This is a genomic window from Streptomyces massasporeus, assembly GCF_014648995.1.
GTDB lineage: Bacteria > Actinomycetota > Actinomycetes > Streptomycetales > Streptomycetaceae > Streptomyces > Streptomyces massasporeus.
Genome location: NZ_BMSE01000029.1, coordinates 58022 through 82321 on the forward strand (window position 1 = coordinate 58022; position 24300 = coordinate 82321).

Annotated in this window: 13 protein-coding genes and 4 pseudogenes; 12 read left to right on the plus strand and 5 right to left on the minus strand. The window is 66.8% G+C overall.

Annotated elements, in window-relative coordinates; translation table 11 throughout:
- Positions 1–292 precede the first annotated feature (292 nt).
- Positions 293–949: an HNH endonuclease family protein gene (locus IE153_RS38315; protein ID WP_189594281.1), complete on the plus strand. Its 657-nt coding sequence runs from the start codon at positions 293–295 to the stop codon at positions 947–949.
- A 93-nt stretch (positions 950–1042) separates the two neighbouring features.
- Here the strand turns inward: IE153_RS38315 and IE153_RS42150 are convergent.
- A pseudogene (locus tag IE153_RS42150) lies at positions 1043–1093 on the minus strand (hypothetical protein); the annotation flags it as partial.
- A 688-nt stretch (positions 1094–1781) separates the two neighbouring features.
- Between IE153_RS42150 and IE153_RS38320 the strand changes: the two are divergent.
- A complete protein-coding gene (locus tag IE153_RS38320; protein ID WP_189594282.1) occupies positions 1782–3020 on the plus strand; it encodes a NucA/NucB deoxyribonuclease domain-containing protein in 1239 nt (412 codons plus the stop codon).
- Positions 3021–3081: 61 nt separating this feature from the next.
- Here the strand turns inward: IE153_RS38320 and IE153_RS38325 are convergent, their stop codons facing one another.
- From IE153_RS38325 to IE153_RS38335, 3 genes are all read right to left on the minus strand, one after another.
- Positions 3082–3696, minus strand: coding sequence for a hypothetical protein (locus IE153_RS38325; RefSeq protein WP_189594283.1), 615 nt, complete (start codon positions 3694–3696; stop codon positions 3082–3084).
- A 73-nt stretch (positions 3697–3769) separates the two neighbouring features.
- Entirely contained in the window at positions 3770–3979 is a 210-nt protein-coding gene (locus tag IE153_RS38330; RefSeq protein ID WP_189594284.1) for a DUF6207 family protein, read from the minus strand.
- A gap of 414 nt (positions 3980–4393) precedes the next feature.
- Positions 4394–4780: a hypothetical protein gene (locus IE153_RS38335; protein ID WP_229829376.1), complete on the minus strand. Its 387-nt coding sequence runs from the start codon at positions 4778–4780 to the stop codon at positions 4394–4396.
- A gap of 613 nt (positions 4781–5393) precedes the next feature.
- On the opposite strand from IE153_RS38335, the gene IE153_RS38340 reads away from it, so the two are divergent.
- The 4 genes and pseudogenes from IE153_RS38340 (at position 5394) to IE153_RS38355 (ending at position 8517) form a co-directional block, all read left to right on the plus strand.
- Positions 5394–6521, plus strand: coding sequence for a DUF6192 family protein (locus IE153_RS38340; RefSeq protein WP_189594285.1), 1128 nt, complete (start codon positions 5394–5396; stop codon positions 6519–6521).
- 3 nt (positions 6522–6524) lie between these two features.
- On the plus strand, positions 6525–6953 hold the full coding sequence (locus tag IE153_RS38345; RefSeq protein ID WP_189594286.1) for a RacP protein: 429 nt from the start codon (positions 6525–6527) through the stop codon (positions 6951–6953).
- A gap of 58 nt (positions 6954–7011) precedes the next feature.
- Positions 7012–7996: pseudogene (locus IE153_RS38350) on the plus strand (IS5 family transposase).
- The gene (locus IE153_RS38355; RefSeq protein ID WP_189594288.1) at positions 7984–8517 is read left to right on the plus strand and encodes a P-loop nucleotide/nucleoside kinase family protein; all 534 of its coding nucleotides are present in this window, start codon (positions 7984–7986) and stop codon (positions 8515–8517) included. The pseudogene IE153_RS38350 and the gene IE153_RS38355 overlap by 13 nt, the downstream one beginning before the upstream one ends.
- Before the next feature lie 37 nt (positions 8518–8554).
- On the opposite strand, the pseudogene IE153_RS42155 reads toward IE153_RS38355, so the two are convergent.
- Positions 8555–9291, minus strand: a pseudogene (locus tag IE153_RS42155) (IS5 family transposase); the annotation flags it as partial.
- A 504-nt stretch (positions 9292–9795) separates the two neighbouring features.
- On the opposite strand from IE153_RS42155, the pseudogene IE153_RS42160 reads away from it, so the two are divergent.
- The 6 genes and pseudogenes from IE153_RS42160 to IE153_RS38390 all read left to right on the plus strand — a co-directional run.
- A pseudogene (locus IE153_RS42160) lies at positions 9796–10074 on the plus strand (NUDIX domain-containing protein); the annotation flags it as partial.
- 332 nt (positions 10075–10406) lie between these two features.
- Positions 10407–10793 (plus strand): hypothetical protein, encoded by a 387-nt coding sequence (locus IE153_RS42165; RefSeq protein WP_229829377.1) that lies wholly within the window; start codon positions 10407–10409, stop codon positions 10791–10793.
- A 57-nt stretch (positions 10794–10850) separates the two neighbouring features.
- Positions 10851–12341 (plus strand): NUDIX domain-containing protein, encoded by a 1491-nt coding sequence (locus tag IE153_RS38375; RefSeq protein ID WP_189594291.1) that lies wholly within the window; start codon positions 10851–10853, stop codon positions 12339–12341.
- Positions 12342–13054: 713 nt separating this feature from the next.
- Complete coding sequence (locus tag IE153_RS38380) at positions 13055–16705, plus strand: LamG domain-containing protein (protein ID WP_189594292.1); 3651 nt, start codon at positions 13055–13057, stop codon at positions 16703–16705.
- Positions 16706–16919: 214 nt separating this feature from the next.
- Positions 16920–23516 carry an RHS repeat-associated core domain-containing protein gene (locus tag IE153_RS38385; RefSeq protein ID WP_189594293.1) on the plus strand — a complete coding sequence of 2199 codons (6597 nt, stop codon included), beginning with the start codon at positions 16920–16922 and terminating at the stop codon, positions 23514–23516.
- A 24-nt stretch (positions 23517–23540) separates the two neighbouring features.
- A complete protein-coding gene (locus IE153_RS38390; RefSeq protein WP_189594294.1) occupies positions 23541–23942 on the plus strand; it encodes a hypothetical protein in 402 nt (133 codons plus the stop codon).
- The last annotated feature ends 358 nt before the right edge of the window (positions 23943–24300 follow it).

The window sequence follows — 24300 nt, forward strand, 5'->3', positions numbered from 1 at the left end:
ATCGAACAGGGACTCCCTTTGTCACAATGCACTAAGCCGCACAGCCGCAGGTCAGGACCCCGGCCCACCAGTTCTTCGATGTCGTTCAGGTGGTGCAGGGCATCTCTCAGTCAGGGCGCTGAAGTGGCTGGAGTTCAGTCGACGGACGGGAGCTCCAAGGCTGCTGAGGACGCCGACCGTTGTACGGGACGCTGTGTGACCCAGGCCAGCTGGTATGACCATTCCACTCACATGGGCGGCGCAACAAGGAAATCGCTAAGAGCGCCCCTGCCTCCACCGCTATCACCAGTACATGGTCAAAGCTGTGCTGCGCGGCCTGGCAGCCGCCCTCGTCGTCCTGTCCACCACCGTCTCCTCACCCGCTCACGCTGCAGAGCCCCTGCCCCTGTCTGAAGCTGTCGCCCAGCTGCCCCTCGGCACAGAGTCCCGTGACGGCTACACCCGGGAGAGCTTCCGCCACTGGAACGCCGGCGCCAACCCAACCGACGGATGCCACACACGCGCTGAGGTCCTCATCCACGAGGCCATCGAGCCGCCGACGCTTGGACCGAACTGCCGCCTGGAGGGCGGGCGCTGGCTGTCCTACTACGACGGCGTCGCGGTGACGTCGGCCTCCGGCTTGGACATCGACCACATGGTGCCCCTCGCTGAAGCATGGGACAGCGGCGCATCAGCCTGGAGCGCGCAACGCCGAGAGCAGTACGCCAACGACCAGGGCCAGGAAGCCTCGCTCGTCGCCGTCACCGCCCGCTCCAACCGCAGCAAGTCCGACCAGGACCCGGCCCAGTGGCTCCCACCCGCCGCCGATGCGCACTGCCGCTACGCCGCGGAGTGGGTGGGCACCAAACTCCGCTGGGATCTGGCAGCTGATGAAAGCGAGCTGGCTGCCCTGCGGGAGCTGACTGATACCTGCCCGAGCCAGACGGTGGAGTACGAAAGGGCGCCATAAGAGCGGAGCAGTGCACAGACTCCAGTATCTGGTCCGGTGCGGCGAGCCGCCTTCGACCTTCGAGGTGAGTGGCCGGACCGGGCCGGGGGACTATTAGCTGAGGGGTTGGCGCGAGTCCGGGTGGCAGCGCAGTCGTACGCCGGGCTCGCCGGGGTCCTGGGTCGGTCTGTCGGCGCGATGGCCTACCGGCCATCAGGCAGCTCTTGGATGGCGAGTGTGATCTGGTCGTCTGCGCTGGACCTCGACTAGGGCCTGACCTAGTTGCGCAAAGTGCCCTTCGGTGATCGGCCTCATGCAGGGATCGCGTGCGGTCGGCCGGTGAGGTTCTGTGCTCCTGCGGTCTTCAGCCCGTGTTGCCGGCCGGTCCGAGACGACAAGAGTTGCATCGCAGATTTGCGTCCGATTGGAGGTGGCCGGTCCCCTCCGCCGAGATACCGTTTCGAGCCGCCCAGGTAGTCACATATGGCCAGCCTTTGGCCCCTTGCAGGAGACGCGGGCAAGCCTAGAGACGTGCCACCAGGCGAAACATTGTCAATGCCACCGGAGCCGAGCGTCTTGCGTGCGCGGCATGCCGCCACCCAGAGTGCTCCTTTCCTCTGTACAGGTGGCCGAACTTGTGAAGTGAGCCTGCAAACCATGGCGTTGGCCATAGCTCACTTGTTCTAGCTTTGATGGGGTGATCTTCCCGTTCACCAGATATGGGAGGACCCTCGCGGTGCGTAGGAAAAGACGCTTAACCGCCGTAGCTCTCGCAGTCGGCTGCCTCACTGCGACGCTCACCGGCACCAGCGCCCAGGCCGCCGACAACGCGGACAGAGGCGAAGGACAGATCGTGTGGCTGCGCTCCAGCAAACCCGTGGATCTGCCGCTGGGCACGGACTATCGCAAGGCCCTCACGAAGCAGCGCTCGGCCGTCTCAGCTGAAAGGCTGCAGACCAGCGAGACTCCGACACCCCCAGAGCCCTCCAGCGAAGCCAACGAGCAGAGGATCGCCCGGGAGAGTGGCGAGACGTATATCGCCGCGCCCGGTGAAGCTGCCGCGAAGAAGCGCATACGCGGTGCCGCAGCCCTCACGAAGGAACAGTGCCGGGCTATGGCCGACGCGCACGACGACGCCGGCAAGATCATCAATCACTTCAGCTTCTGCCGCTGGGGCTACAACACCGCCGTCAAACTCAACGGTCAAGGCGGAGTCGAAGGCATGGTCCGCTTCCGCGAGACCGAGATCGGTACCGGCACAGGCGCTGGCCGGGACGCGACTATCGAAGTCCACACCGACCAGGTGGTGGCCTCCGGCAAGTTCAACGACACAGCCATGATGAGCTTCTACGTCGCTCAGGCGGGCTGGCCATCAGCAAGCTCCTGCAAGGTGGCCGACGTCTCGTCCAACCCCTTCACCACCAGCGTTGGTGACTGGCGGGATGAGTACATCGCCTACGGGCTGGTGTCCGACCGGGGAAGCGGAACAGGCCCGGACGACATCACGACCTGCGTGTACCAACACCAGTGGAAGGTCACCGGCGGGGGTGCCACCACCCCGTGGAGCCAGGGGCCCGAGAACGGGGTGCGCTTCGACTCCTCCAAATCGCTCGGCAGCAAGTACTACGACGCCGGAGTGATCTTCGACCGTGTCGTCCCGTCGTTCTTCTACGACCGGGCCAAGAGCGATACAGCAGGCGTCGCCAACCACATCTACGACGCGCTGTACAAGCCTCAGACCACCTACCCGACGAAGGCCGGCAAGGTGATCCCCGGCGACATCTGGAATGGAAACTGGCGCCCCCTGCACCGGAACTGGACCAACTTCGACGCTGCTGCAGCCGAGGTTGCGCGCAAGAACCGGAACGCCAAGGACGCAGCGTGCCGGGGCCTGAACCGTCCCAGCGACAGTCACCAGTGCGACGAGTTCCCCTTCGCCTCCACCAAGGAAGGCGCCGGCCTGGGAGACGGCAACTTCTCCGTCCGCTACGTGCCAGGCGCCGAGAACAGCAAGGCGGGCAGCGAACTTGCCGACTGGTACGGCAGCGACCGAATCCTGCACAACAACGCGTACGGCATCTACGTGAAGTAGCCGGCATGCCGGAGGGGGAGCGGTCCACTGGACTGCTCCCCCTCAGGGCCGTGACAGTTGATCAGCGCATATTCAGTGGGGGCTTCCCGTGCTTGCGGACAAGGTGGTCTCGTCGGCTCGCTCCCGCCGCAGGTAGCGGCGGCGACTGTGTTCCCCACGGGACGAAGGCGATCAAGTAGGTCTCGAACCCGTCGCGTGCTGGCCCCTCCTCACGCCGCGTAGCAGCATCGAACCGCTCACGAGAGTCCGCCCGGCCCTGTGACCACACCTGAGCTCGATAGACCTGAGCAGGAGCAAGATCCACAAAGGGGTCACCTGGATCAGCCCGCTGGCCAAAAACCTCAAGGCCATCAACCGCAGGACCCGAAGGGCCGTTCATCGTGTCCAACGCTGCCATACGGCCCCGGTAAACAGGCCGGTACTCCACAGAGGCAACACGGGTCCAGCTGGGTCCAGGCGCCTCGTCCTCGCGGTCGACGACAGCCAAGACCACCGGAGCAGCATGCTCCTGAACCCGTGAGGTCACGACGATCTGTCCAGGAACGACTATGACCGGTTCCCGGGCCTCGAGATCCAGCCTGTGATCCCTGCGCTCAAAGCCCGGCTCCCACAGTTCACCGACGGGAAAATAGCCGTGTTCGATGTTGACTGCGCCTACCCGGCTGATCTTTGGCATGCCCCAAGCCTGCCAACAAGGAGAACTGTCGCGCAGCAAGCCGGTCAGCCACTTCTGCGGCCCAGGCGTAGGGCTATGAGGTGAGGTCCTGGCGCACGTCCAGGTAGCAGCGCAGTCGTACCCCGGGCTCGCCGGGTTCCCGGGTCGTGCGGTCTGCCGGTGCGGTCGCCCACCGCCCCGCGAGCAGCTCCTGGATGGCGAGTGCGGTCTGGTCGTCGGCGGCTGCGACCTCGACCACGGCCAGGCCTGGTTGTGCCACGTGTGCTTCAGTGATCGGCCTCATGCAGGAACTACGCGCGGTCGGCCGCTGAGGTTCTGTACCTGCGCCGTCTTCACCCGACCGAGTGGGGCTGCCTGTGCCTCCGGCCGGGGCGCGCGCGAGGGGGCTATGGGCTGGTCTTGGCGTAGCGCACGCTCGGACCCCACTTCTCCATGACTGGCGCCATGCACCACTGGCACAGCGGGGAGCCGCCGCGGCCGTACTTGTGCGTCTTGCGCTGGCACCCGGAGCATGGGCCGACTAGATCGCCGGAGCAGATCAGCGCAGAGGGGTCAGGTTCGGTCACCGGCGGCGCGGGAGTCGTCATCGTCGTTTCCTGTTCTGGGCGACCAGCACCGAGCGCCCTGCCCGCAGGATACGACCAGAATGACACGACTGTTCGATCATGCCGTCGTGTCTCACCTCGGCCTGGGCGAGTTACGACGGCGTGGCCATGAGAGGGACGTCCGTGGGGGAGAGGTCGGTGCGGGCGCGGTGGAAGCGTGCAGGGTGTCGCCACCGGCCGCCGGCATCACGGGCAACGTCGACGCCGACCTCGACCACCAGCCCGGGATGCACGAGCGTGACAGCAAGGGCCTCTCTCGTACCCCACCCGGCGGAGAACGTCCAGCCCGACCAGGGGTGCCCGGGCCCGCCCGGGGCGAGCTGACCGGCGACCGCGGTGCCGGTGACTCGGGCGAGGGTGGTGGTGCGGCCGATGTACTGCAGGCGTTGTTGGTCGTCGTAACGGCCGAGCAGCAGACTGCGCGGCGAGGCCAGACTGCCAGTGACCGCGCCGACGATCGCCTCAGTCGTCTCGCGCACCTACTGGTGAAGATGCAGTATCTCAAGTCTGCGCAATGCACGCTGAGCGCAACTCGGATGGCACCACGCAGTGCAACCGGCTTAGTGCCTGTTCCAAATCTCCGGTTCTGAGTAGCCTTGGCGCCTAGGCTGACCGTGTGTCCGAGGGCACCGGGCGGACCGGACAGCGGGTGTGCGAGGGCTGTGGTGAGCGGCTGAGGCCGGGAGCTCGGCCCGACGCGGTGTTCTGTTCTGCGGTGTGTCGTGCCAGGCAGTGGCGTCGGGGCCGCCGGCTGCGGAGGCGGGTGGCCGCCGAACTGGACGGCGACGGACTGGCGAAGTGTCCGGTCTGCGGGGCGACTTGGGTGGCGGGGGTGGACCGGCGGTCGAACGCCGTCTACTGCTCGCGGCGGTGTGTGACGAGGGCCTGGCGGGCCCGGACGGATTCGTACGGCGAACGGTCACGGTGACCGTTGGGCGAACACGTCCGGATCGCACTTCTGATCGGGTTCCGGTCATTACTGGTCAATCGTTGTGATCATAGGATTTACGGTCCGACTCTCGGGTTCGAGAGGCGGGCCGTGTCTCGTCACGGTCAACGGCCGTGCCCGGCCTGCGGGTTGAGGTGAGAACCGTGCCCGAAGAGATCGAGATGACCGGTGACGGCGACAGGGTCGGCAGTGTCAGCGCGAGCCGGTACGCGCAGATCGTGGCCGAGCTGCGGAAGCTGGTGGAGACGGCCAGCCGTATCCAGTTCGCGATCGGCGATTACGCGCTGGAGGTCGAGCCGATGCGCGAGTACGGCGGCAGTGAGAAGAGCGAGCCGCCGTTCACGGTGAAGGAGTCGCTGTTCCGGCTGGCCGAGGACATCGGGGTGTCGTACTCGATGGTGAACCAGACGCGGTGGACGGCATCCCGCTGGCCCGAGGAGTTCCGGGTCGCGGGTGTCTCCTACACGGTCCACCGGATCCTGGCGGGGATCGCGGACGAGGAGGAGCGGTTCGAGGCGATCGGCACCCCGCCGGCGGGGAGGTCGCGGTGGACGCCGGACGAGGCGAACCGGCGGGCGGGCCGTCAGGTCGTCAAGCCCGTCACCCCGCAGGAGAAGGTCAGCGCGATCCACACGCTCGCGAAGGACGAGAAAGTCGCGGCGACGGTGACCGGCGACCTGCTGCGGCGCCCCGCCGTGGTCGCGCAGGTCAGGCCCGAGGACAAGGTGAGGGCGGTTGCGGAACTGTCCCGCGAGGACGAGGTCGCCGCCGCGGTCGCCCCGGACATCCTGCGGCGTCCCGCGGTCGTCGCGAAGGTCGCGAAGGCCGACAAAGTGAAGGTCGTCGAGGAGCTGACCCGGGACGAGAGCGTCGCCGCCGAGGTGACCACGGGGCTGCTGCGCCGTCCGGACGTCGCGTCTAAGGCGATGGGCGACGACACCGCCCGCCACCAGGTCAACCGGGCTCAGGTCGAACGCGGTCAGCAGGCCCGGGAGGACTTCGAGGAGAACAGCCCGCTCGCCCCGGCGATCCGTGCGATCGACCGTTCGGTGGAGTTCCTGGACCTGGTCACCGCCTGCCACGCGTTCGTCGCGGCGGCCGGCCGGGTCGTCCCTGGCCTGCGTGACCGGCAGCTCGGTGACGACGAACGCGTCCTGGTCCACGAGAACGTCGCCCGGGTCCGCGCGACGCTGGACTGGATCGAGACGGCCGTCGACACCGGGAAGGTCGACGTCGACGGCGAGCTGGCCCGGCTCCTGCAAGGCGAATAGCCGGTGCCACGCGCTTCCGAGCGCAGATCGGCGGCCTCCCAGCGGCATGCCGACACCGTCCGGTTCGTGCTCTTCGAGGCCCGCCCGGCCGGGCTGACCTTCCCCCAGCTCGTCCGCTCCGGCGAACTGACACCCAGCCAGACCCGCGCGGGCCTGGCCTGCCTGCGCGACATCATCTCCGAACGGAGCTGGCCGCCGCTGATCTGGACGAAGAAGGACGGTTACCGCTTCTGCACCGACACCACCGAACTCCAGGCCTACGAACTCGGGGTCGTGAGGGAGAAACTCACCGAGATCCGCCGGTTCATCACCGCCGTCGTCGGCCCGCACGCCGCTCTCCAGCCGAAGGGACGCTGGATCAGGCACCTGAACACCCAGCTCGGCTCGGTCGAGTCCACCCTCGACATCATCGCCGAGCACATCGACACCTGACCGGGTTGGGGGACGGCGAAGCCGTCCCCCAACCCCCGCTGCTGGAAGGAGGGATGAGTTGTCCCGGCTCCGCTGCTACCCCTCCGACACCTACGATGACGAATGGGCCCTCATCGAGCCCCTCCTCCCGCCGCCGGCCTGCGAGTCCCCCAAGGGGGGACGCCCCGAGAAGCACCCGCGCCGCGAGGTCGTCGACGCGATCCGCTACGTCGTGGACACCGGATGCAAGTGGAGGGCTCTACCCAGGGACTTCCCGCCCTGGCGGACCTGCTACAACTTCATGGCCCGCTGGGCCGCGGCCGGCGTCATCGGACAAATCCGCGACCAACTGCGCAAGCGCATCCGCCGTGAGATGGGCCGGGCCCCCGGCGCGGTCGCCACCGTCATCGACTCCCAGTCCGTCAAGGCCGCCGAGACCGTCGGCCGTGACTCCCGCGGCTACGACGGCGCGAAGAAAATCAACGGACGCAAGCGGCACCTGGTCGTCGACACCAAGGGCCTGCCGCTGTTCGTCATGGTCACCCCGGCCGACACGACCGACCGCGACGCGGCGAAGGAAGTCCTGTTCCGGCTGCGGCTGATGCACCCCGAGATCACCATCGTCTGGGCCGACTCCGGCTATGCCGGACAGCTCGTGACCTGGGCGAAGACCCACCTGAACCTGACGCTCAAGACCATCAGCCGCCCGAAAGACGCCACCGGGTTCGTCATCCTGCCCCGTCGCTGGGTGGTCGAACGGTCGCTTGCCTGGATCATGCACGCCCACCGTCACGCCCGGGACTACGAACGGCTCATCCAGCACTCGGAATCCTTGATCACCTGGGCCGCGATCACGCTGATGACAAGGCGCATCACCCGCCGGTCCTCCCGCAGGAGCCGACAGCCCGCCTCCCGCGAGGCCAACCGGGACTGATCGTTCTCAAGTTCACGGTCAGCAACCCCACCCGGACCGACCCGCATCCCGGACCGGGACCAACTCTCCCACGGCGCCGCCTGCTTCGCCTCCCTCCGGCTCCGGCAGGATGAGCACATGCTCATCGTGATCGGCGGACTGCCCGGCACCGGCAAGACCACCCTGGCGCGGCTGCTGGCCGCCCGCATCGGCGCGGTCCACCTGCGCATCGACACCATCGAACAGGCCATCGTACGCTCCGGCCTGGCACAACACCCTGTCGGACCGGCCGGCTATGTCATCGGATACGCCCTGGCCGAGGAACATCTCCGGCAAGGACTGACCGTGATCGCGGAATCCGTGAACCCCCTGGCGGTCACCCGCGACAGCTGGCAAAACGTGGGGACCCAGGCGGCCGTCCCCATGGTCGAAGTGGAAGTCGTCTGCTCAGACCCGGAGGAACACCGAGAACGCGTGACCACACGATCGGTCGACATCCCCGACCTGCCACTGCCCGACTGGCAGCAGGTCCTCAACCGCGACTACGAACCGTGGAACCGGGAGCACCTCGTCATCGATACAGCCGGACAAGACCGGCAACAGTCACTTGCCCTGCTCCTTCACCATCTTGATCACCCCGGCGGGGGGCTAAACGGAGCCAACGAAGGGTGATGAACCATGCTATGTCATGACCGGCTCAGGAACAGGCACTGATGCAGCGTTCGACGGTATTGCGCTGCTTGTATGCCTCGCGGTTGAAGACCGGTGGCCTGCCGCCCCGGCTTCCGCGCCGCAGGCGGTGGTGGCGTTGGTTGGCCGGAACGGGGATGACCGCCCGGCTTCCGCGCTCGCGCAGGTGCTCGCGGATCGCTCGGGAGGAGCCTTGCCAGCCAGGACCGTATCCGGCCTGGTGCGGGGCCGTCCTCGCCGCCGGGGACTCGAAGACATGCCATGACATGCGCGAAGGCGAGCGCGTCATCCGCTTGTCCGGGGGTGAGATAGAAGGCCAGAGGCCGGCAATGAGCATCGGATGCGAGATGAATTTTCGTGGTCAGCCCGCCGCGGGACCGACCGATGGCATGGTCTGCAGGTTCACCGGCTGGCCCCCCCTTTCCGGGCCCCGGCCGCGTGCTGGTGCGCGCACGATGGTGGAGTCCACTGAGACGGCCCAGCTGAGGTCCTCCTCGGCGTCGGCCTGTACCACCAGCGCGGTGAACACCCGCTCCCAAGTGCCGTCGACGGCCCACATCCGCAGCCGGTTGTAGACCTCTCGCCAGTTGCCGAGCTTCTCCGGGAGGTGAACCCACTGCGATCCGGTCTGGAACTTCCACGCGATCGCATCATCACCTGACGGTGATCCCGCCACCGGCCACCCCGCCGCAGCGTCCGATCCGGGAGCAACGGCTCGATCCGCGCCCATTGCTCATCAGTCAACCCCACGGCCAGATCAACGAGACGGCTACTGCCCTGCGGCCCGAGGCCGGTGGTCGGATTCGCCTGGTAACCGCCTGAGAGCCTTCCGCGGGCGTCTACCTGCCAAGCCGCGATGATGGGGGCACAGCCCCGTTCGGATCATCGACCATGTTCCCGTCGATCTCGTATACCCAGCCCCCTGGGTTTGCCTTAGCCTCGGCAACCAGCTCGGGCAGAGGTGTCCGCTGACAGCTGCGTTTCCCTCTGAACAGTCCCGTGCCTCCAGCCTCCTTAGTCGTGAGGAGCGATGTTACGCAGCACCGAAATGATCCAAACGAAGCGCCCTAGCCGTTCCGCGTTGCCCACTCGCCCGTCCACCGTTTCGGAAGGCGGAAGCTGGTGCCCTCTCCCGTCTCCGCTTCGGATCACGTCTCACCGCGTGCCGATCTACCAGCAGCGCAGTACGCCGCATCCCGGCATGCGACGTGGCTCGGCGCCGCGGCGATCATCACCGACGAGGTCGGCCGGGTCCTGCTCGTGCACCCCACCTACCGCCAGGACGACTCGTGGCTGCTGCCCGGAGGCGTCGTCGAACCCGGCGAACACCCGCACGTCACCTGCGGGCGCGAGATCACAGAGGAACTGGGCCTGGATCTACACCTGTCGGCCGTGCTCGCCGTCCACTCCTTCTCCCCGCACCACCCCGACCTTCAACCCGGCACGCACTGCCCTGGCGAGGTCCGGTTCGTCTTCGACGGGGGGACCCTCACCCCCGACCAAGCGGCGGCGATCCGCCTGCCGCACGACGAGCTGTCCGAGTACGCCTTCCTGGAGACCCGGGACGCGGTGCAGCGGCTGCGACCCGTGGACGGGCAGATCATGCTCGCCGCCTACCCTGCCCGGCTCGGAAACACCGCCACCGCCCACCTCGCCGACGGCCGGCACATCCTCGACGTCCCGGCGCTGGACCGCTACGACGTCCACGTCCGCTACCGGCCTCTATGGGACAGCCCTCTCCACCGCGGCCCCGTCCCCGGGCCGCTTCCCGTGCAGCAAGCCTGGGCGTGGTGCTTCATCCCCGACGGCCGGGTCGTCCTGGTCGCCGGCCCCGGCCCGCGGGCGCGCTGCCGATGTTGCCCGGCGGCACCGTGGAGAAGACCGACGAGACGCCCGAGGACACCATGCACCGCGAAGCCGCCGAGGAAGCCCAGCTCACCCTGGCCGATCCGGTGCGACTGGGCTGGGTGCTGGACGAAACCGGTGAGGTCTACGGCGGCGTGGGGCCCAACGCCCGGCTTCGCCTGGCCGCCCGAGTCACCGACATCGGGCCGGCCGCCGTCGACCCCGCCACCGGCCACCGCTTCGCACTCCTGCTCGTCACCCCCACCCAGGCAGCCACCCTGCTGGGATGGGGCCGGCCCGGAGCGCGGCAAGCCCAGCTCGCCGCGCAGATGGCACGCGAGCGGTGGGGCCTGCCCACCGCTCGCCCAGCCGCCATCGACGAGATCCCGACGGAGGGGATGCGGCTGAGCTGACAGGAACGAGCGCCCCTCCTCGATTCGTCCCGCTCCACGCCCCTCTGAGGTAGGACCATGCCGCTGTCGCACGACCACATCCGCACCACCGTCGAGACCTACCTCGCTCGCCACCCTCACGAGCGCGAGCAGCTCGGCGGCCTCCTGGACGCCCTCGACCGTCCTACCGACATCGTCAGCCGCTCCACCTTCACCGGACACGTCACCTGCGGCGCGATCGTGGTCGATCCTCTCGGCCGCGTCCTGCACGTGCTGCACCTGGCGAGCGGGAAGGTTCTCGCTCCCGGTGGACACGCCGAGCCCGAGGATGAGTCCCTGGCAGCAGCAGCGTTGCGGGAGCTGTACGAGGAGACCGGGATCCCGCCGCAGGCCGTGGCGCCGTGGCCCGGCTACGAGACTGTGCCGTTCGACGTCGACGTCCACGACATCGACGCCCATCCGGGCAGAGGCGAACCCGGTCACCGGCACTTCGACCTCCGGTTCCTCTTCCGCCTGCACGCCACGACCGAGGCGCCGGTGGTGCTGCAGGAAGAAGAGGTCGGTGGCATCGAGTGGCGGCCCGTGGACAGGGTGACCTCCCCCTCTCTGCGCGCGAGACTGCTCAGGCTCATGCCGGAGACCGAACCGCAGACCGCCAACGCCTCCGCCCTGATCTACAACGACCGCGGCGAGTACCTGCTCCACCTGCGCGACTACTTCCCCGGCCGGATCTGGGAGCCGGGCATGTGGTCCCTGCTGGGCGGCGGCCGAGAGCCCCAGGACGCCACCCTGGAACACACCGTGCAGCGCGAACTGCAGGAGGAGGCCGGGCTCGACATCGCCGACCTGACCCTGTTCGGCACCGAGTACGCCTCCGACGACGCCCGCGCGACCGTGCCCATCGCCATCTACGCTGGCCGCTGGAACGGCGATCCCCGCGAACTCCACCTGACGGAAGGGGTGATGCTGGCCTGGTTCGCCCCCGACGACCTCCACCGCCTGCGCATCGCAGACACCACCCGCGACCTCGTAATGCGCCACGCCGCCAGTTGCCCGGCCAACGTGTCCAGCACCGCGCCACGGATCGGGTTCTCATCGCACGAGGAGTGCCGCTTAGCTTCGCCGCAGGGCACGGTCCTTAACGTCGTCGGCGTCCACCTCTACCTGGAGCGGCCCGACGGGACGGTGCTGCTCGGGCTGCGCCACCCCGACTCCGTGTTCGCGCCGTCCACGTGGCACGCCTTGGCGGGCCACTGCGAGCAGGAGAGCGCCATCACCTGCCTGATCAGGGAGGCACGGGAAGAAGCCGGCCTGCGCATCGAGCCCCAGGACGTCGAGCTTGTCCACGTCGTCCACCACATCGACAAGGCCGGGGACCGGCCCCGCATAGGCCTGTTCTTCCGCGCCCGCACCTGGAGCGGTGAGCCGGAACTGCGCGAGCCGGACAAGTGCACCCAGTGGAAATTCTGGGATCCGGCCGCACTCCCCGACGACCTCGTCCCCTACACCCGGGTGGCCATTGAGGGCATCCGTGCCGGACGCCTCTACTCCGAAACCGGCTGGGCATGAGCACGGACGCGGTGGAAACAGGGTGTCCGGCTCGTTCTGCTTCCCCTGAGGTTTGAGCGTCTTCCACGGCTCGGCTCGGATTCGGGCCGCCGCGACGCTCACAGGCCGTAGGCCATCCAGGCCGCGGGTGGTTAACACCAGGTAGTAGACCGGCTTCCATTGGGGGTCTTTGCCGGGGGAAAGGACTGCCCGAACGTGCCGGTCAGACGTTACAGCGCGGGGCGTACTCGGCAGCCACCGCTTCCGTGGCGTCCTCGTTGCAGCTCACGGTGAAGTCCTCGCCACCAGGGGCCGCCGCAGACGGCGTCGAACCGTTCCAGCGTCTTCGCGTTGCCCCTCCGAGAGCGCACGTGGCTGACCATGCGACATACGGCCATCAGGCTGAAGCTCATCAGCAACCCAGCCTGAGGCGATGCTGCCGGTTGCGTCGTGAGCCAAGCGGCCTCGATGCCTTCAGGAACCAAGCCCTGAGGCATGAGCAAGGACGTGATGTCTGACCGCTCGCAATCTCGGATGTCAAGGTGATGCCCGCCACTATTGACCAGCGAGTTCGATCATCACATGATCCTCACAGGTTGATTGTAAGAAAAACTTAAGGGGCGGGTGGGGCAGGCGTGTTCACGCGAAGACGGAGGCACGGCTGGAGCCAGGCGGTGCGGAGCGGGGCGATAACCCTCTCGCTTCTTGGGGGAGCGATCCCAGCGGCAGGGATCATGGCGCCTCCGGCAATCGCCGACGACGGGGCGGCCGCGTCGGCTGACAAGACCGCGGAGTCTGAGGCCAGTACGCGGGCGGCCGAGAGTGGTGAGCGGGTGGCGGTGGATGCTGCGACGACCGAGTCGTCCCAGGTCTTCGCCAACCCGGATGGAACGTTCACGCAGGAAATGAATGCGGCTCCGGTCCGGGCCCAGAAGGACAACGGCACCTGGGCCGCCCTCGACGCGAATCTCGTGCGCGAGGCAGACGGCTCGATACGGGCGAAGAACACCACGACCGCACTGACCTTCTCCGGCGGAGGTAGCAGGGATGCGCTGGTCACGCTTGAGGACGAGGGACACGAGCTGAAGTTCGGCTGGCCAACCGAACTCCCCGCCCCCGAACTCGACGGGGCTACGGCCACCTATCCGGCGATCCTCCCGAACGTTGATCTGAAGCTGACAGCGCTAAGTACCGGCTACACCTCAGTACTCGTGGTCAAGAACGCAGAAGCCGCGAAGAATCCGGCCCTCGCGAAGATCAGAATGACTGTCTCCGGCGGCGATCTGGAAATCGCCCCGACAGCTGACGGTGGTTTCATCGCGCGTGAAGCCGATGGAACTCCGGTGTTCGAGAGCCCGGCCGGGCGTATGTGGGACTCGGCCGGCGACCCACCGGCCGCTGTACCTGCGACCTCCAACGTCACGACGCAACTTGCCCGCCCTGCCTCATCAGGAGCGAAGGCCGAGGCAGAGCCTCAAGCGGCGGACACGGCACCGCTGCCCGACGCCGAGGGCGAACCGTCCCCTTCCGAAGGTCCCGGCAGTGGTGATGCCGCAGCTGAACTCCCCCTCAAGGTCACAAACACCACTCTGGAGATCACGCCGGATCCTGCCCTTCTCCACGGCGAGGGCACCGTCTTTCCGCTGTACATCGACCCGCCGACCAAGGGCATAGCGCTGGGGGACTGGACCGCGCTGGCCTCCAACGGAACCAAGTACTGGGAGTTCGACGGGGACAAGGGCGTGGGGCGCTGCTCCAACTACGGCGGCTACCTCTGCTCCAACAGCCCGTACACCCAGCGCATGTACTTCGAGTACCCGCTGTCGTCGATCCACGGCAAGAAGATCCTCGACGCGACAATGGAGGTGTACCAGGAGTGGACGTTCACCTGCGAGCCGCGCTGGTACGACCTGAGCCGTGTGGACAAGGGCATCGCCTCGAGCACCACCTGGTCCTCCCGCCCCGACGCGGTGGACCTGATGGGTGACCGGAACGTGGCCTATGGGCGGGGCGGTCTGTGCACTCCGCCGCAGCCTGCGAACTGGGTGCGCTTCAGCGACAACGTGGGGGAGGAGAGCAACGAGAACCTCACCACCACCCTGGCCTCCTACGCCTCGAAGAAGGCATCGCAGATCACCTTCTCGCTGGCCGCACACGACGAGTCCAACGCGGCGGCCTGGGCGCGATTCCGCAACGACGCCAAGCTGTCGGTGACGTACATTTCCTACCCGTCCAAGCCGACCTCGTACGGGGTTCAGCAGGGCACCACCGGGCGGGCCTGCAATGCCTCGACGCAGACCTTCGCCACCAGCGACACCACCCCGAAGATGCTGGCCACCGTGCAGTCGGCCGACGGCTCCAACTCCCAGCTGCGTGCCGCGTTCGAAGTGTGGAAGGCCGACGGCTCCAGCCGGACCTGGTCCGCCGTATCACCGGACGGCACCTGGGTGGCCGACAACGCCCCCCGCACCGCAACGTCCAGCACGCTCCCGGCGCAGACGGACTACCGCATGCGGGTCAAGACGCAGGCCTACTACAAGACAGACCGGGGCGCCACCGGTGTCCTGGACTCCTCATGGTCGTCCTGGTGCTACTTCCGGATCGACACCGACTCGCCCCCTCCTCCGGTGGTGAGCAGCGCGGACGGCGTCTACAAGCCCGCTGAGACCGACCCCGCCGCCGGCGGTGTGGGTACGCCGGGCAAATTCACCTTCACCCCCGGGGACGCCAACGCCACCACGGCCGGAATCCAGTCGGATGTGGTCACCTACAAGTTCAAGCTGAACAGCGGCTCGGTGTCCCCACCGATCCCCGTCGCCAAGGGCGCTGCCACCACTCAGACGATCACACCGAACCAGGCCGGTGAGAACACCATCCAGGTCTGGGGCTACGACGCGGCCGGTCACAGCTCTCTCACCGGCTACTACAGCTTCCTGGTGAAGGGCGCAGAAAAGCCCTCGGGCATCTGGCACCTGGACAGTTCCCTCACCGACACCACCACGGCCACCCAGCACCCGCTGACCTCCTCGGGTGCAACCTGGGACTCCCTGGCCCGCAGCGGATCCGCCGCGGCGAAGTTCAACGGCACCACCGCCTACCTCTCCACGTCCGGTGCGGTGCTGGACACCACCAAGTCCTTCACTGTTTCGGCCTGGGCACGCCTGGAGAAGAAGGACGTCAACTACACCGTCCTGTCGCAGGCAGGAACGAACGCCGCCGGATTCCAGCTGTACTACTCCACCGCCTACAACGCCTGGGTCTTCAATCGCCACCAGACGGACGCCCCCGATCCCTCCATCGTCCGCTCAATCGGCACCAAACCGCCGGTGGTGAAAGCATGGACACACCTGGCGGGTGTCTACGACGCCGCGGCGCAGAACCTGCAGCTCTACGTCAACGGTGTCCCGCAGGGTAAGCCGGTGCCGTTCACGGCTACCCCGTGGAAAGCGTCCGGCGGACTGCAGGTTGGACGACTCTGGCACGACGCCGCCGGCAAGGAGAACTTCGCCGGGAGCATCGACGAGGTGAAGGTCTGGTCCCGCGCGCTCGCAGACACAGAGGTCGCCCACGAGGCGTGGCTGGAGGATGAGGACCTCAGCGACGGCACCGCCGGAGACCCGGTCCCGGCGCTGGTCGCCAAGTGGGACGCCACGGACGTGGCCAACGCCGCCGGCACAACGATCAAGGACACCAGCGGCTTCGGCCGGAACCTCTCGCTCAATGGGGCAGCGCTCACCCAAATCTCCACGGGCGACCCGGAGATCGGCGAAGAGGTCACGACCACGCAGACCATGAGTCTGAACGGCAGCAGCGCCTACGCCACTGCCACCGGACCGGTCGTCGACGACTCCGGCTCTTTCACTGCGACCGCATGGGTGACGCTCGACCCAGCCAAACTCGCTGACACCAGCAAGTCCTACGCGGTGCAGGTGTTCGGCCAGTCCGGGACGAGCCAATCGTCCTGGGGCGTCTGGTACGAGCAGCCCGCCGGCAGCACGCAGGGCCGATGGACATTCGGCCGTCCCGACAAGGACGGCACCGGGGCAGCCTGGACAGAAAGCGAGTCGACCGCCCTCACCACGTCGCAGCTGGGCGTACCGGTCATGCTGACGGTCGTCTACGACGCCCAGGCGGCAGCCGACCAGGACGACACCTCCCGACTCGGCGCGCTCAAGCTGTATGTCGACAGTGCGCAGATGGGCGACGAGGACGGCGTGCCGTACTCCGCCCCGTGGCAGGGCGGGGGAGCGTTCGAGATCGGCCGGGCGAAGATCAACGGCGTTGCCGCCCGCTACTTCCCCGGCACGGTCGACAGCGTTCGCGTCTGGGCTGGAGCCACCTCCACCGACATGATCGCCAACCGGCGCAACACCGAGCAGCAGTAGGGAGCGGGTCCGGGGCAGGGCGAGCTTTGGAGGCCGCCCTGCCCCGGCCGCCCCTCTCTGTCTGCTTCCCTGCCGGCCCGTCGTCCGCTCTGGCCCCTTCTGCTGGAACGCGCACACGCGTGTCGGCGCGGACGTGATCCGGCCCTCGGGCACCGAGAACCGCTGCTAGAGCGCCTTTCCTTCCAAATTCCATTCCTAGAACCGGGAAGTCACCGTGTCCTCAAGACCTTTCCGCAAGCGGTTGCCGGGGGCGGTCGTACGTCGCTGGCTTGGCCGCGGCGCGGTCGTCGCCTCCCTCTCTCTGCTGCCCCAGGTCGTGGTTCCCTCGGGCTACGACTTCGCCGCGCAGGCCCAGTCCGTGGCTGCCCGCAAGAAGCTAGAGGACCGGCCCGAGGCAAAGATCAACAAGGTGGGGGTGCTCAGGCCTGGCACGTCCAAAGCACCGAAGGACAAGTCCGCCCCGGCATCCCGCAAGACCCGCGAGAGGCTGCAGGAGGCCTCCTGGCCGAAATCTGGGAAGGCAACCGCTGCGGTCACGGCGACCTCCGAAGCCACTGTCAATGTCGGTGGCCTGGGGATGGAACTGACGCAGGAGCCCGCCGCGCCAGCAGCCAAATCCGCGAAGAGCACGACAAAGAGGAAGGCGACGGGGCCCGCGGAGAAGGTGACGCTTCGCGTCCACTCCCGGGCAACCGCGAAAAAAGCGGGCGTCAACGGCGTCCTGCTCACCGTCGACCCGGCGCGAGGTGAATCCAACGAGAAGGCGGAGGACACCGACAAGCTCCGGATCTCCCTGGACTACTCATCGTTCTCCGACGTCTACGGCGGAAACTTCGGGCCCCGTCTGAGCCTCGTGAAGCTCCCGGCCTGTGCGCTGACCACACCGGAGAAGAAGTCCTGCCGCACCCAGACCCCTGTGGCCGGCGCGGACAACGAGGCCGAGTCCCAGACCCTGACCGGCACCGTGCCCGCCCGCAACCTCAAGGCCGGCACACCGATGCTGCTGGCCGCCGCGGCCGACAGCTCGGGCGGCGGGGGCGACTTCAGCGCCACTCCGCTGTCCCCGACGGCGACCTGGGAGGCCGGCGGCAGCACTGGCGACTTCACCTGGGACTACCCGCTGCGGGTCCCCCCGGCGACGGCCGGTCCGTCGCCGAACCTGTCCATCTCCTACAACTCCGCATCCGTGGACGGCCGCACGGCCGGGGAGAACAACCAGACCTCACTGATCGGTGAAGGTTTCTCGATCACCGAGTCCTACATCGAACGCAAGTACGCCTCCTGCAAGGACGACGGCCAGTCCGGCAAGGGCGACCTGTGCTGGAAGTACGCCAACGCCACCCTGGTCCTCAACGGTAAGGCCGTCGAGCTGGTCAACGCCTGTGCCGACAAGTCGGCCTGTGACACCGCAGCCCTGTCCGAGGCATCCGGCGGCACGTGGAAGGTGAAGAACGAGGACGGCACGCGCGTCGAGCACCTCACCGGAGCCAGCGGCAACGGAGACAACAACGGCGAGTACTGGAAGGTGACCGACGCATCCGGCATCCAGTACTACTTCGGCAAGCACCGCATGCCCGGCTGGAGCGACAAGGGCACCACCGACACCGCCGACGACGACCCTTCCACCTACTCCACCTGGGCCGTCCCCGTCTTCGGCGACGACTCCGGCGAGCCGTGTTACAAGTCCAGCGGCTTCGCCGACTCCTCCTGCAACCAGGCCTGGCGCTGGAACCTCGACTACGTCGTGGACACCCACGACAACGCCAGCACCTACTGGTACAGCAAGGAGACCAACTACTACTCCAAGAACGCCGACACCACCGTCAACGGCACCGCCTACACCCGCGGCGGCTACCTCAACCGCATCGACTACGGCCTGCGCAGCGACCTGATCTACTCCAAGCCCGCCGCCCAGCAAGTCCGCTTCACCTACGGCCAGCGCTGCATCGTCACCAACGGCTGCTCCAGCCTCACCAAGGACACCAAAGCCAACTGGCCCGACGTGCCCTACGACATGATCTGCGCAGCCAACACCAAGTGCACCACCCAGATCGGGCCCTCGTTCTTCACCCGCCAGCGCCTCATCGACATCACCACCTCGGTGTGGACCGGCACCGGCACCACCCGGCGGGACGTCGACACCTGGCATCTGTCCCACGACTTCCCCGACACCGGTGACGCCTCCTCGCCGAGCCTGTGGCTGAAGTCCATCCAGAACACCGGCAAGGCCAACACCACCACGGCCGCAATGCCGCCCATCGTCTTCGGCGGCATCCAAATGCCGAACCACGTCGAAGGCAGCGGCCAGGACAACCTGCGATACATCAAGTGGCGCGTTCGCACCATCAAGTCCGAGACCGGCTCGACCCTCACCGTCAACTACTCCGACCCTGACTGCATCTGGGGCAGCAGCATGCCCTCGGCGGTCGACAAGAACACACGGCGATGCTTTCCCGTGAAGTGGTCCCAGTCCGGGACCACCCCGGTCACCGACTGGTTCCACAAATACGTGGTCACGTCCGTCCTCCAGGACGACCCCTACGGCCACAGTGACACCGGCGAGACCTACTACGACTACCAGGGCGGCGCCGGCTGGGCCTACTCAGACGATGAGGGCCTGACCAAGCCGTCCAACCGCACCTGGTCGCAGTGGCGCGGCTACGGCAAGGTCGTGACGACGTCCGGCAACTCAGAGGGACCGCGCTCCAAAAAGTCGACGCTCTACATGCGCGGCCTGAACGGCGAGAAGGAACTCGACGGAACCGCCCGCGTGGCGAAGGTCACCGACTCCACCGGCACCGCCATCGACGACTCCCGCCAATACGCCGGCTTCGTCCGCGAGACCATCGCCTACAACGGCTCCGACGAACTTAGCGGCACCATCAACACCCCCTGGTCCCACAAGACCGGAAGCCACACCTACAGCTGGGGTACCACCGAGGCGTGGATCGTACAGGCAGGGGAGACCGAATCCCGCACCAAGATCTCCACCGGCACCCGCACGGTCAAGCAGAAGACCACGTACGACACCACGTACGGTATGCCGATCACCGTCGAGGACAGCGGCGATGCCACCAAGTTCGGCGACGAGTCGTGCGTGCGGACCAGCTACGCCCGCAACACCTCCGCCTGGCTGGTGAACAGGGTTTCGCGCACCGAGACCTACTCGGTTCCCTGCGCGACCATCCCGGCGATCCCCGCGGACGTCGTCTCCGACATCACCACGGCCTACGACGCCAAGGCGGTCGGAGCGGCGCCCACCCAGGGTGACATCACCGCCACCTACCGAGTCGCCAGCTACAACGCGGCGGACAAAACCCCCGTCTACCAGCAGGTTTCCAGCTCCACATTCGACAAGCTGGGGCGCCCGCTCACCGAAACCAACGCCCTCGACCGCACAGTCAAGACCAGTTATGTGCCCGACGACACCGGCTACGGACCTCTGACGTCAAAAACCACGACCGACCCCAAGCTCTACACCTCCACTACAGAGGTGGACCCGGCCTGGGGCGCGGCCTCCAAGACCACCGACGCCAACGGCAACGTGACCGAGTGGTCGTTCGACGCGCTCGGGCGCCTGAGGTCGGTCTGGAAGCCGGACCGCTCGCGCACGCTCGATGACGCGGCCAGCATCGTCTACGCCTACAGCGTCAACAACGACAAAGAAACCTGGGTCCGCACCGACGCCCTCAAAGCAGACGGCAAGACCTACAACAGCTCGTACGAAATCTTCGACAGCCTGCTGCGGCCCCGCCAGAAGCAAGTCCCCGCGCCGAACGGCGGCCGGGTGATTTCCGAGATGCTCTACGACGACCGCGGCCTGGCATACATCGCCAACAGCCAGGTTCACGACAACAGCGCCCCCTCGGGCACGCTCGCCAACACCTACACCGGTTCGGTCCCTGCCTCAACTGAGACGGTATTCGACGCCGCCGGCCGCGCCACCGACTCGATCTTCCGGGTCTACGGGCAGGAGAAGTGGCGCACCAAGACCGACCAACAGGGCGACCGCACCGCCGTGACTGCCGCAGCAGGCGGCACCGGCACCCTCACGATCGTCGACGCCCGAGGCCGGGTCACTGAGCGCCGCGAATTCGGGGGCCCCGCCCCGACCGGCACCGACTACACCCGAACCCTGTATGAGTACACCCCCGGCGGCCAGATCAAGAAGATGACCGGCCCGGACGGAGCGGTCTGGACGTACGAATACGACCTACGCGGCCGCAAGACCACTTCCACCGACCCCGACAAGGGCAGCATCACCACTACCTACAACGACGCTGACCAGCCGCTGACGGCCACCACGACCCTCGACAACGTCTCCCGCACCCTGATCAACGACTACGACGAACTCGGCCGACCGACAGGCACCTGGGACGGGACCAAAGACAACGCCCACCAACTCACAAAATTCACCTACGACTCCCTGGCCAAGGGACAACCGACCGCATCGATCCGATACGTCGGCGGCACCACCGGCAAGATCTACTCCCAGTCCGTCACCGGCTACGACGCACTCAACCGCCCCAAAGGCACGAAAACAGTCATAGCCGCCACCGACCCCCTGGTCACCGCCGGCGCGCCGCAGACCTTCACCACCTCCACCGCCTACAACATCGACGGCACCGTCCAGTCCACCTCACTGCCCGCAGCGGCCGGCTTGCCCGCCGAAACCGTCAAAAACACCTACAACAGCCTCGGAATGCTCACCGGCACCGACGGCATGACCGACTACGTCCAGCACATCGGCTACTCGCCCTACGGTGAGATCGAGGAAACCCGCCTGGGCACCTCCACGGAAGCCAAGCAGCTCCAGGTCCTCAACCGCTACGAAGACGGCACTCGCCGCCTGGCCAACACCCACACCCTCGACCAGACCAACGCCGGCTATACCAGCGACGTCGACTACGTCTACGACGCCACCGGCAACGTCAAGTCGGTCACGGACAAGGCCAACGGCAAAGACACCCAATGCTTTGCTTATGACGGCTATCGCCGCCTGACCGAAGCCTGGACCCCGTCCTCAAATGACTGCGCCACCGCCCGCTCTGCATCCGCTCTCGGAGGCCCGGCCCCGTACTGGACCAGCTGGACCTACAAGCCCGGCGGCCTGCGCGATTCCCAGACCGAGCACAAGACCAGCGGCGACACCAAGACCGTCTACGGCTACCCGGCCGTCAACACCTCCGGCACCGGCCAGCCCCACACCCTGACCTCAGTCACGGTAGGCAGCGGCAGCGCCAAGACCTACACCTACGACGAGCACGGCAACACCACCAAGCGCTACAGCCCCACCGGGACCGCTCAAAGCCTCACCTGGAACATCGAGGGAGAACTCACCCGCCTCACCGAAGGCACCAAGACCACCGACTACCTCTACGACGCCAACGGCGAACTCCTCATCCGCCGCAGCCCCGACAAGACCGTCCTGTACCTGGGCGGTCAGGAACTGCACTACGACACGGCCACTGAGAAGTTCACCGCACAGCGCTACTACCCGGCCGGCGACGCCACCGCTGTCCGCACCGAGACCGGCCTGTCCTGGATGGTCGACGACCACCACGGCACCGCCTCCATGACGGTCGACGCCACGACCCAGGCCGTCACCCGCCGCTACACCAAGCCCTTCGGAGAAGCCCGCGGTACCGCCCCATCGGTCTGGCCCGACGACAAGGGATTCCTGGGTAAACCCGCCGACACTGGTACCGGACTCACTCACATCGGCGCCCGCGAGTACGACCCGACGCTCGGACGATTCCTCTCCGTAGACCCCGTCCTCGCCCCCGACGACCACGAGTCCCTCAACGGCTACGCATACGCCAACAACACCCCCGTCACACTCTCCGACCCAACGGGACTCCGCCCTGATGGCATGTGCGGCGGCTCCTCCAGCTCCTGCGGCGGAGGCACTGAAACCTGGACCCTCAACAGCAAGGGCGGTTGGGACTGGTCGTATACGAAGACGTACACCAAGAAGTTCACATATAGAACCGGGAATGGCGGTACCAGAACTGGCACCATGACCACCACAGTCCGCACCGAGGTGGGTCATAAAGCCGTGCGGATCGTGTTCAAAAAGGGTCCCGAGCCGAAGCCCGCGAAGAAGGACGGACAGTGCAGTTCCTGCTGGGCCATGGGAACCAACCCAGGTTATTCGCCCGGCGCCACCGACGACTGGATCGACCGGCCCAAGCTTGAAACCTGGCAAAAGGTCGTGCTAGGCGCCATCTCGGTCGTGGCGGCCGGCGTGATCCTCGCTCCGGCTGCCATTGTCGTAGGCGAGGGATGCCTCGCCGCAGCCCCAGTGTGCGCTGCGGAAATCGCGGAGGCAGCCACCGGAGGTGCATCGGGCGGAAGCGCGGTGGTCGGGGCCGGGGTCGTTGCGACCGGAGCCAAGGCCGTCACGACGGGCAAGAGCCTTTCTGAGAGCCAGGCAACACTGAGTGTCGCCCAGCGCCTGCTCGCTACCATTGGCGAGGAAGGAAAGACGGCTGGCGTCCTGGAACTCGACGGCGAGCTGATCCCGTTGGTGTCGGGCAAGTCGTCACTGCCGAACTACGCAGCCAGCGGGCACGTCGAAGGGCAAGCGGCTCTGATCATGCGTGATAGAGGCGCAACCAGCGGAAGGCTCTTGATCGACAACCCGAGCGGAATCTGCGGCTACTGTAAGTCGCAGGTGGCAACCCTGCTGCCTGAGAACGCGACTCTGCAGGTGGGCACCCCGCTGGGTACGGTGACACCGTCGTCGCGATGGAGCGCCAGCAGGACATTTACAGGGAACGACCGGGATCCTAAGCCGTGGCCTAGGTAATAGAGAAACATCGGTGGTGAAGAGATGACAGCAGTGTGGTCGATGACCTCGCGAGAATCCGGACGGTTCAATCCGGTCGAGAAACACTCAGACCTGAGGGACCTGGCGCGAGAATTCAACGAACTACGATCTCACGGTCGAGGATATCTGGAAGTCCGGATGCCCGATGGCGAATTCCCGCAATTGACCTTGAGTTTCAGCGATGACCAAGCTGTCATCCATCTCTTCGCGAATGAAGAAAGCGTGTCCCTCCTTGCAGGGGATGGCGCTACTCCGGCGGAAGTGACAGTGGACGTCCCGGTCATGGACGACTTGGCGACATTTACGGGAGATTTCGTCTTGGATGTCGACCATGCCTGGGAAGTTGTGCAGAACTTCACTCAAACTCAACGGCTTGAGGATCTGGGGGAGTGGTGTGAGTTGTAGCCACAGGACCTGACCGGCGTTAGTCCCAACGCTTGATGGAGAAGCGGTAGCGCTCGGCCTGCCGCGCGCCCGCAATCTAGACTGGGAATAGACGATAGATCGGCCCCCGGCACCCGGAGTATTACCCGGCGCCGGGGGCCGGTTTGTTGCGCTGCGCCTGAGAGTCCCGTATGTGATCTTCGGACTGAGCGACCGAGGAGCCGTTCAGCTCTCGTTGCGTTGCTCGCTGGGCGAGGTTGTAGGGCTGCGGCGGGCGTTTCAACACCTCGAAGCGGGGCGGCGGCACGCTGCTCGGCCTCAGCCCGCCCGTCCAGGGCTGGCACTAACGAGCTCGTGCACGGTAGGCGGTGAGACGTCG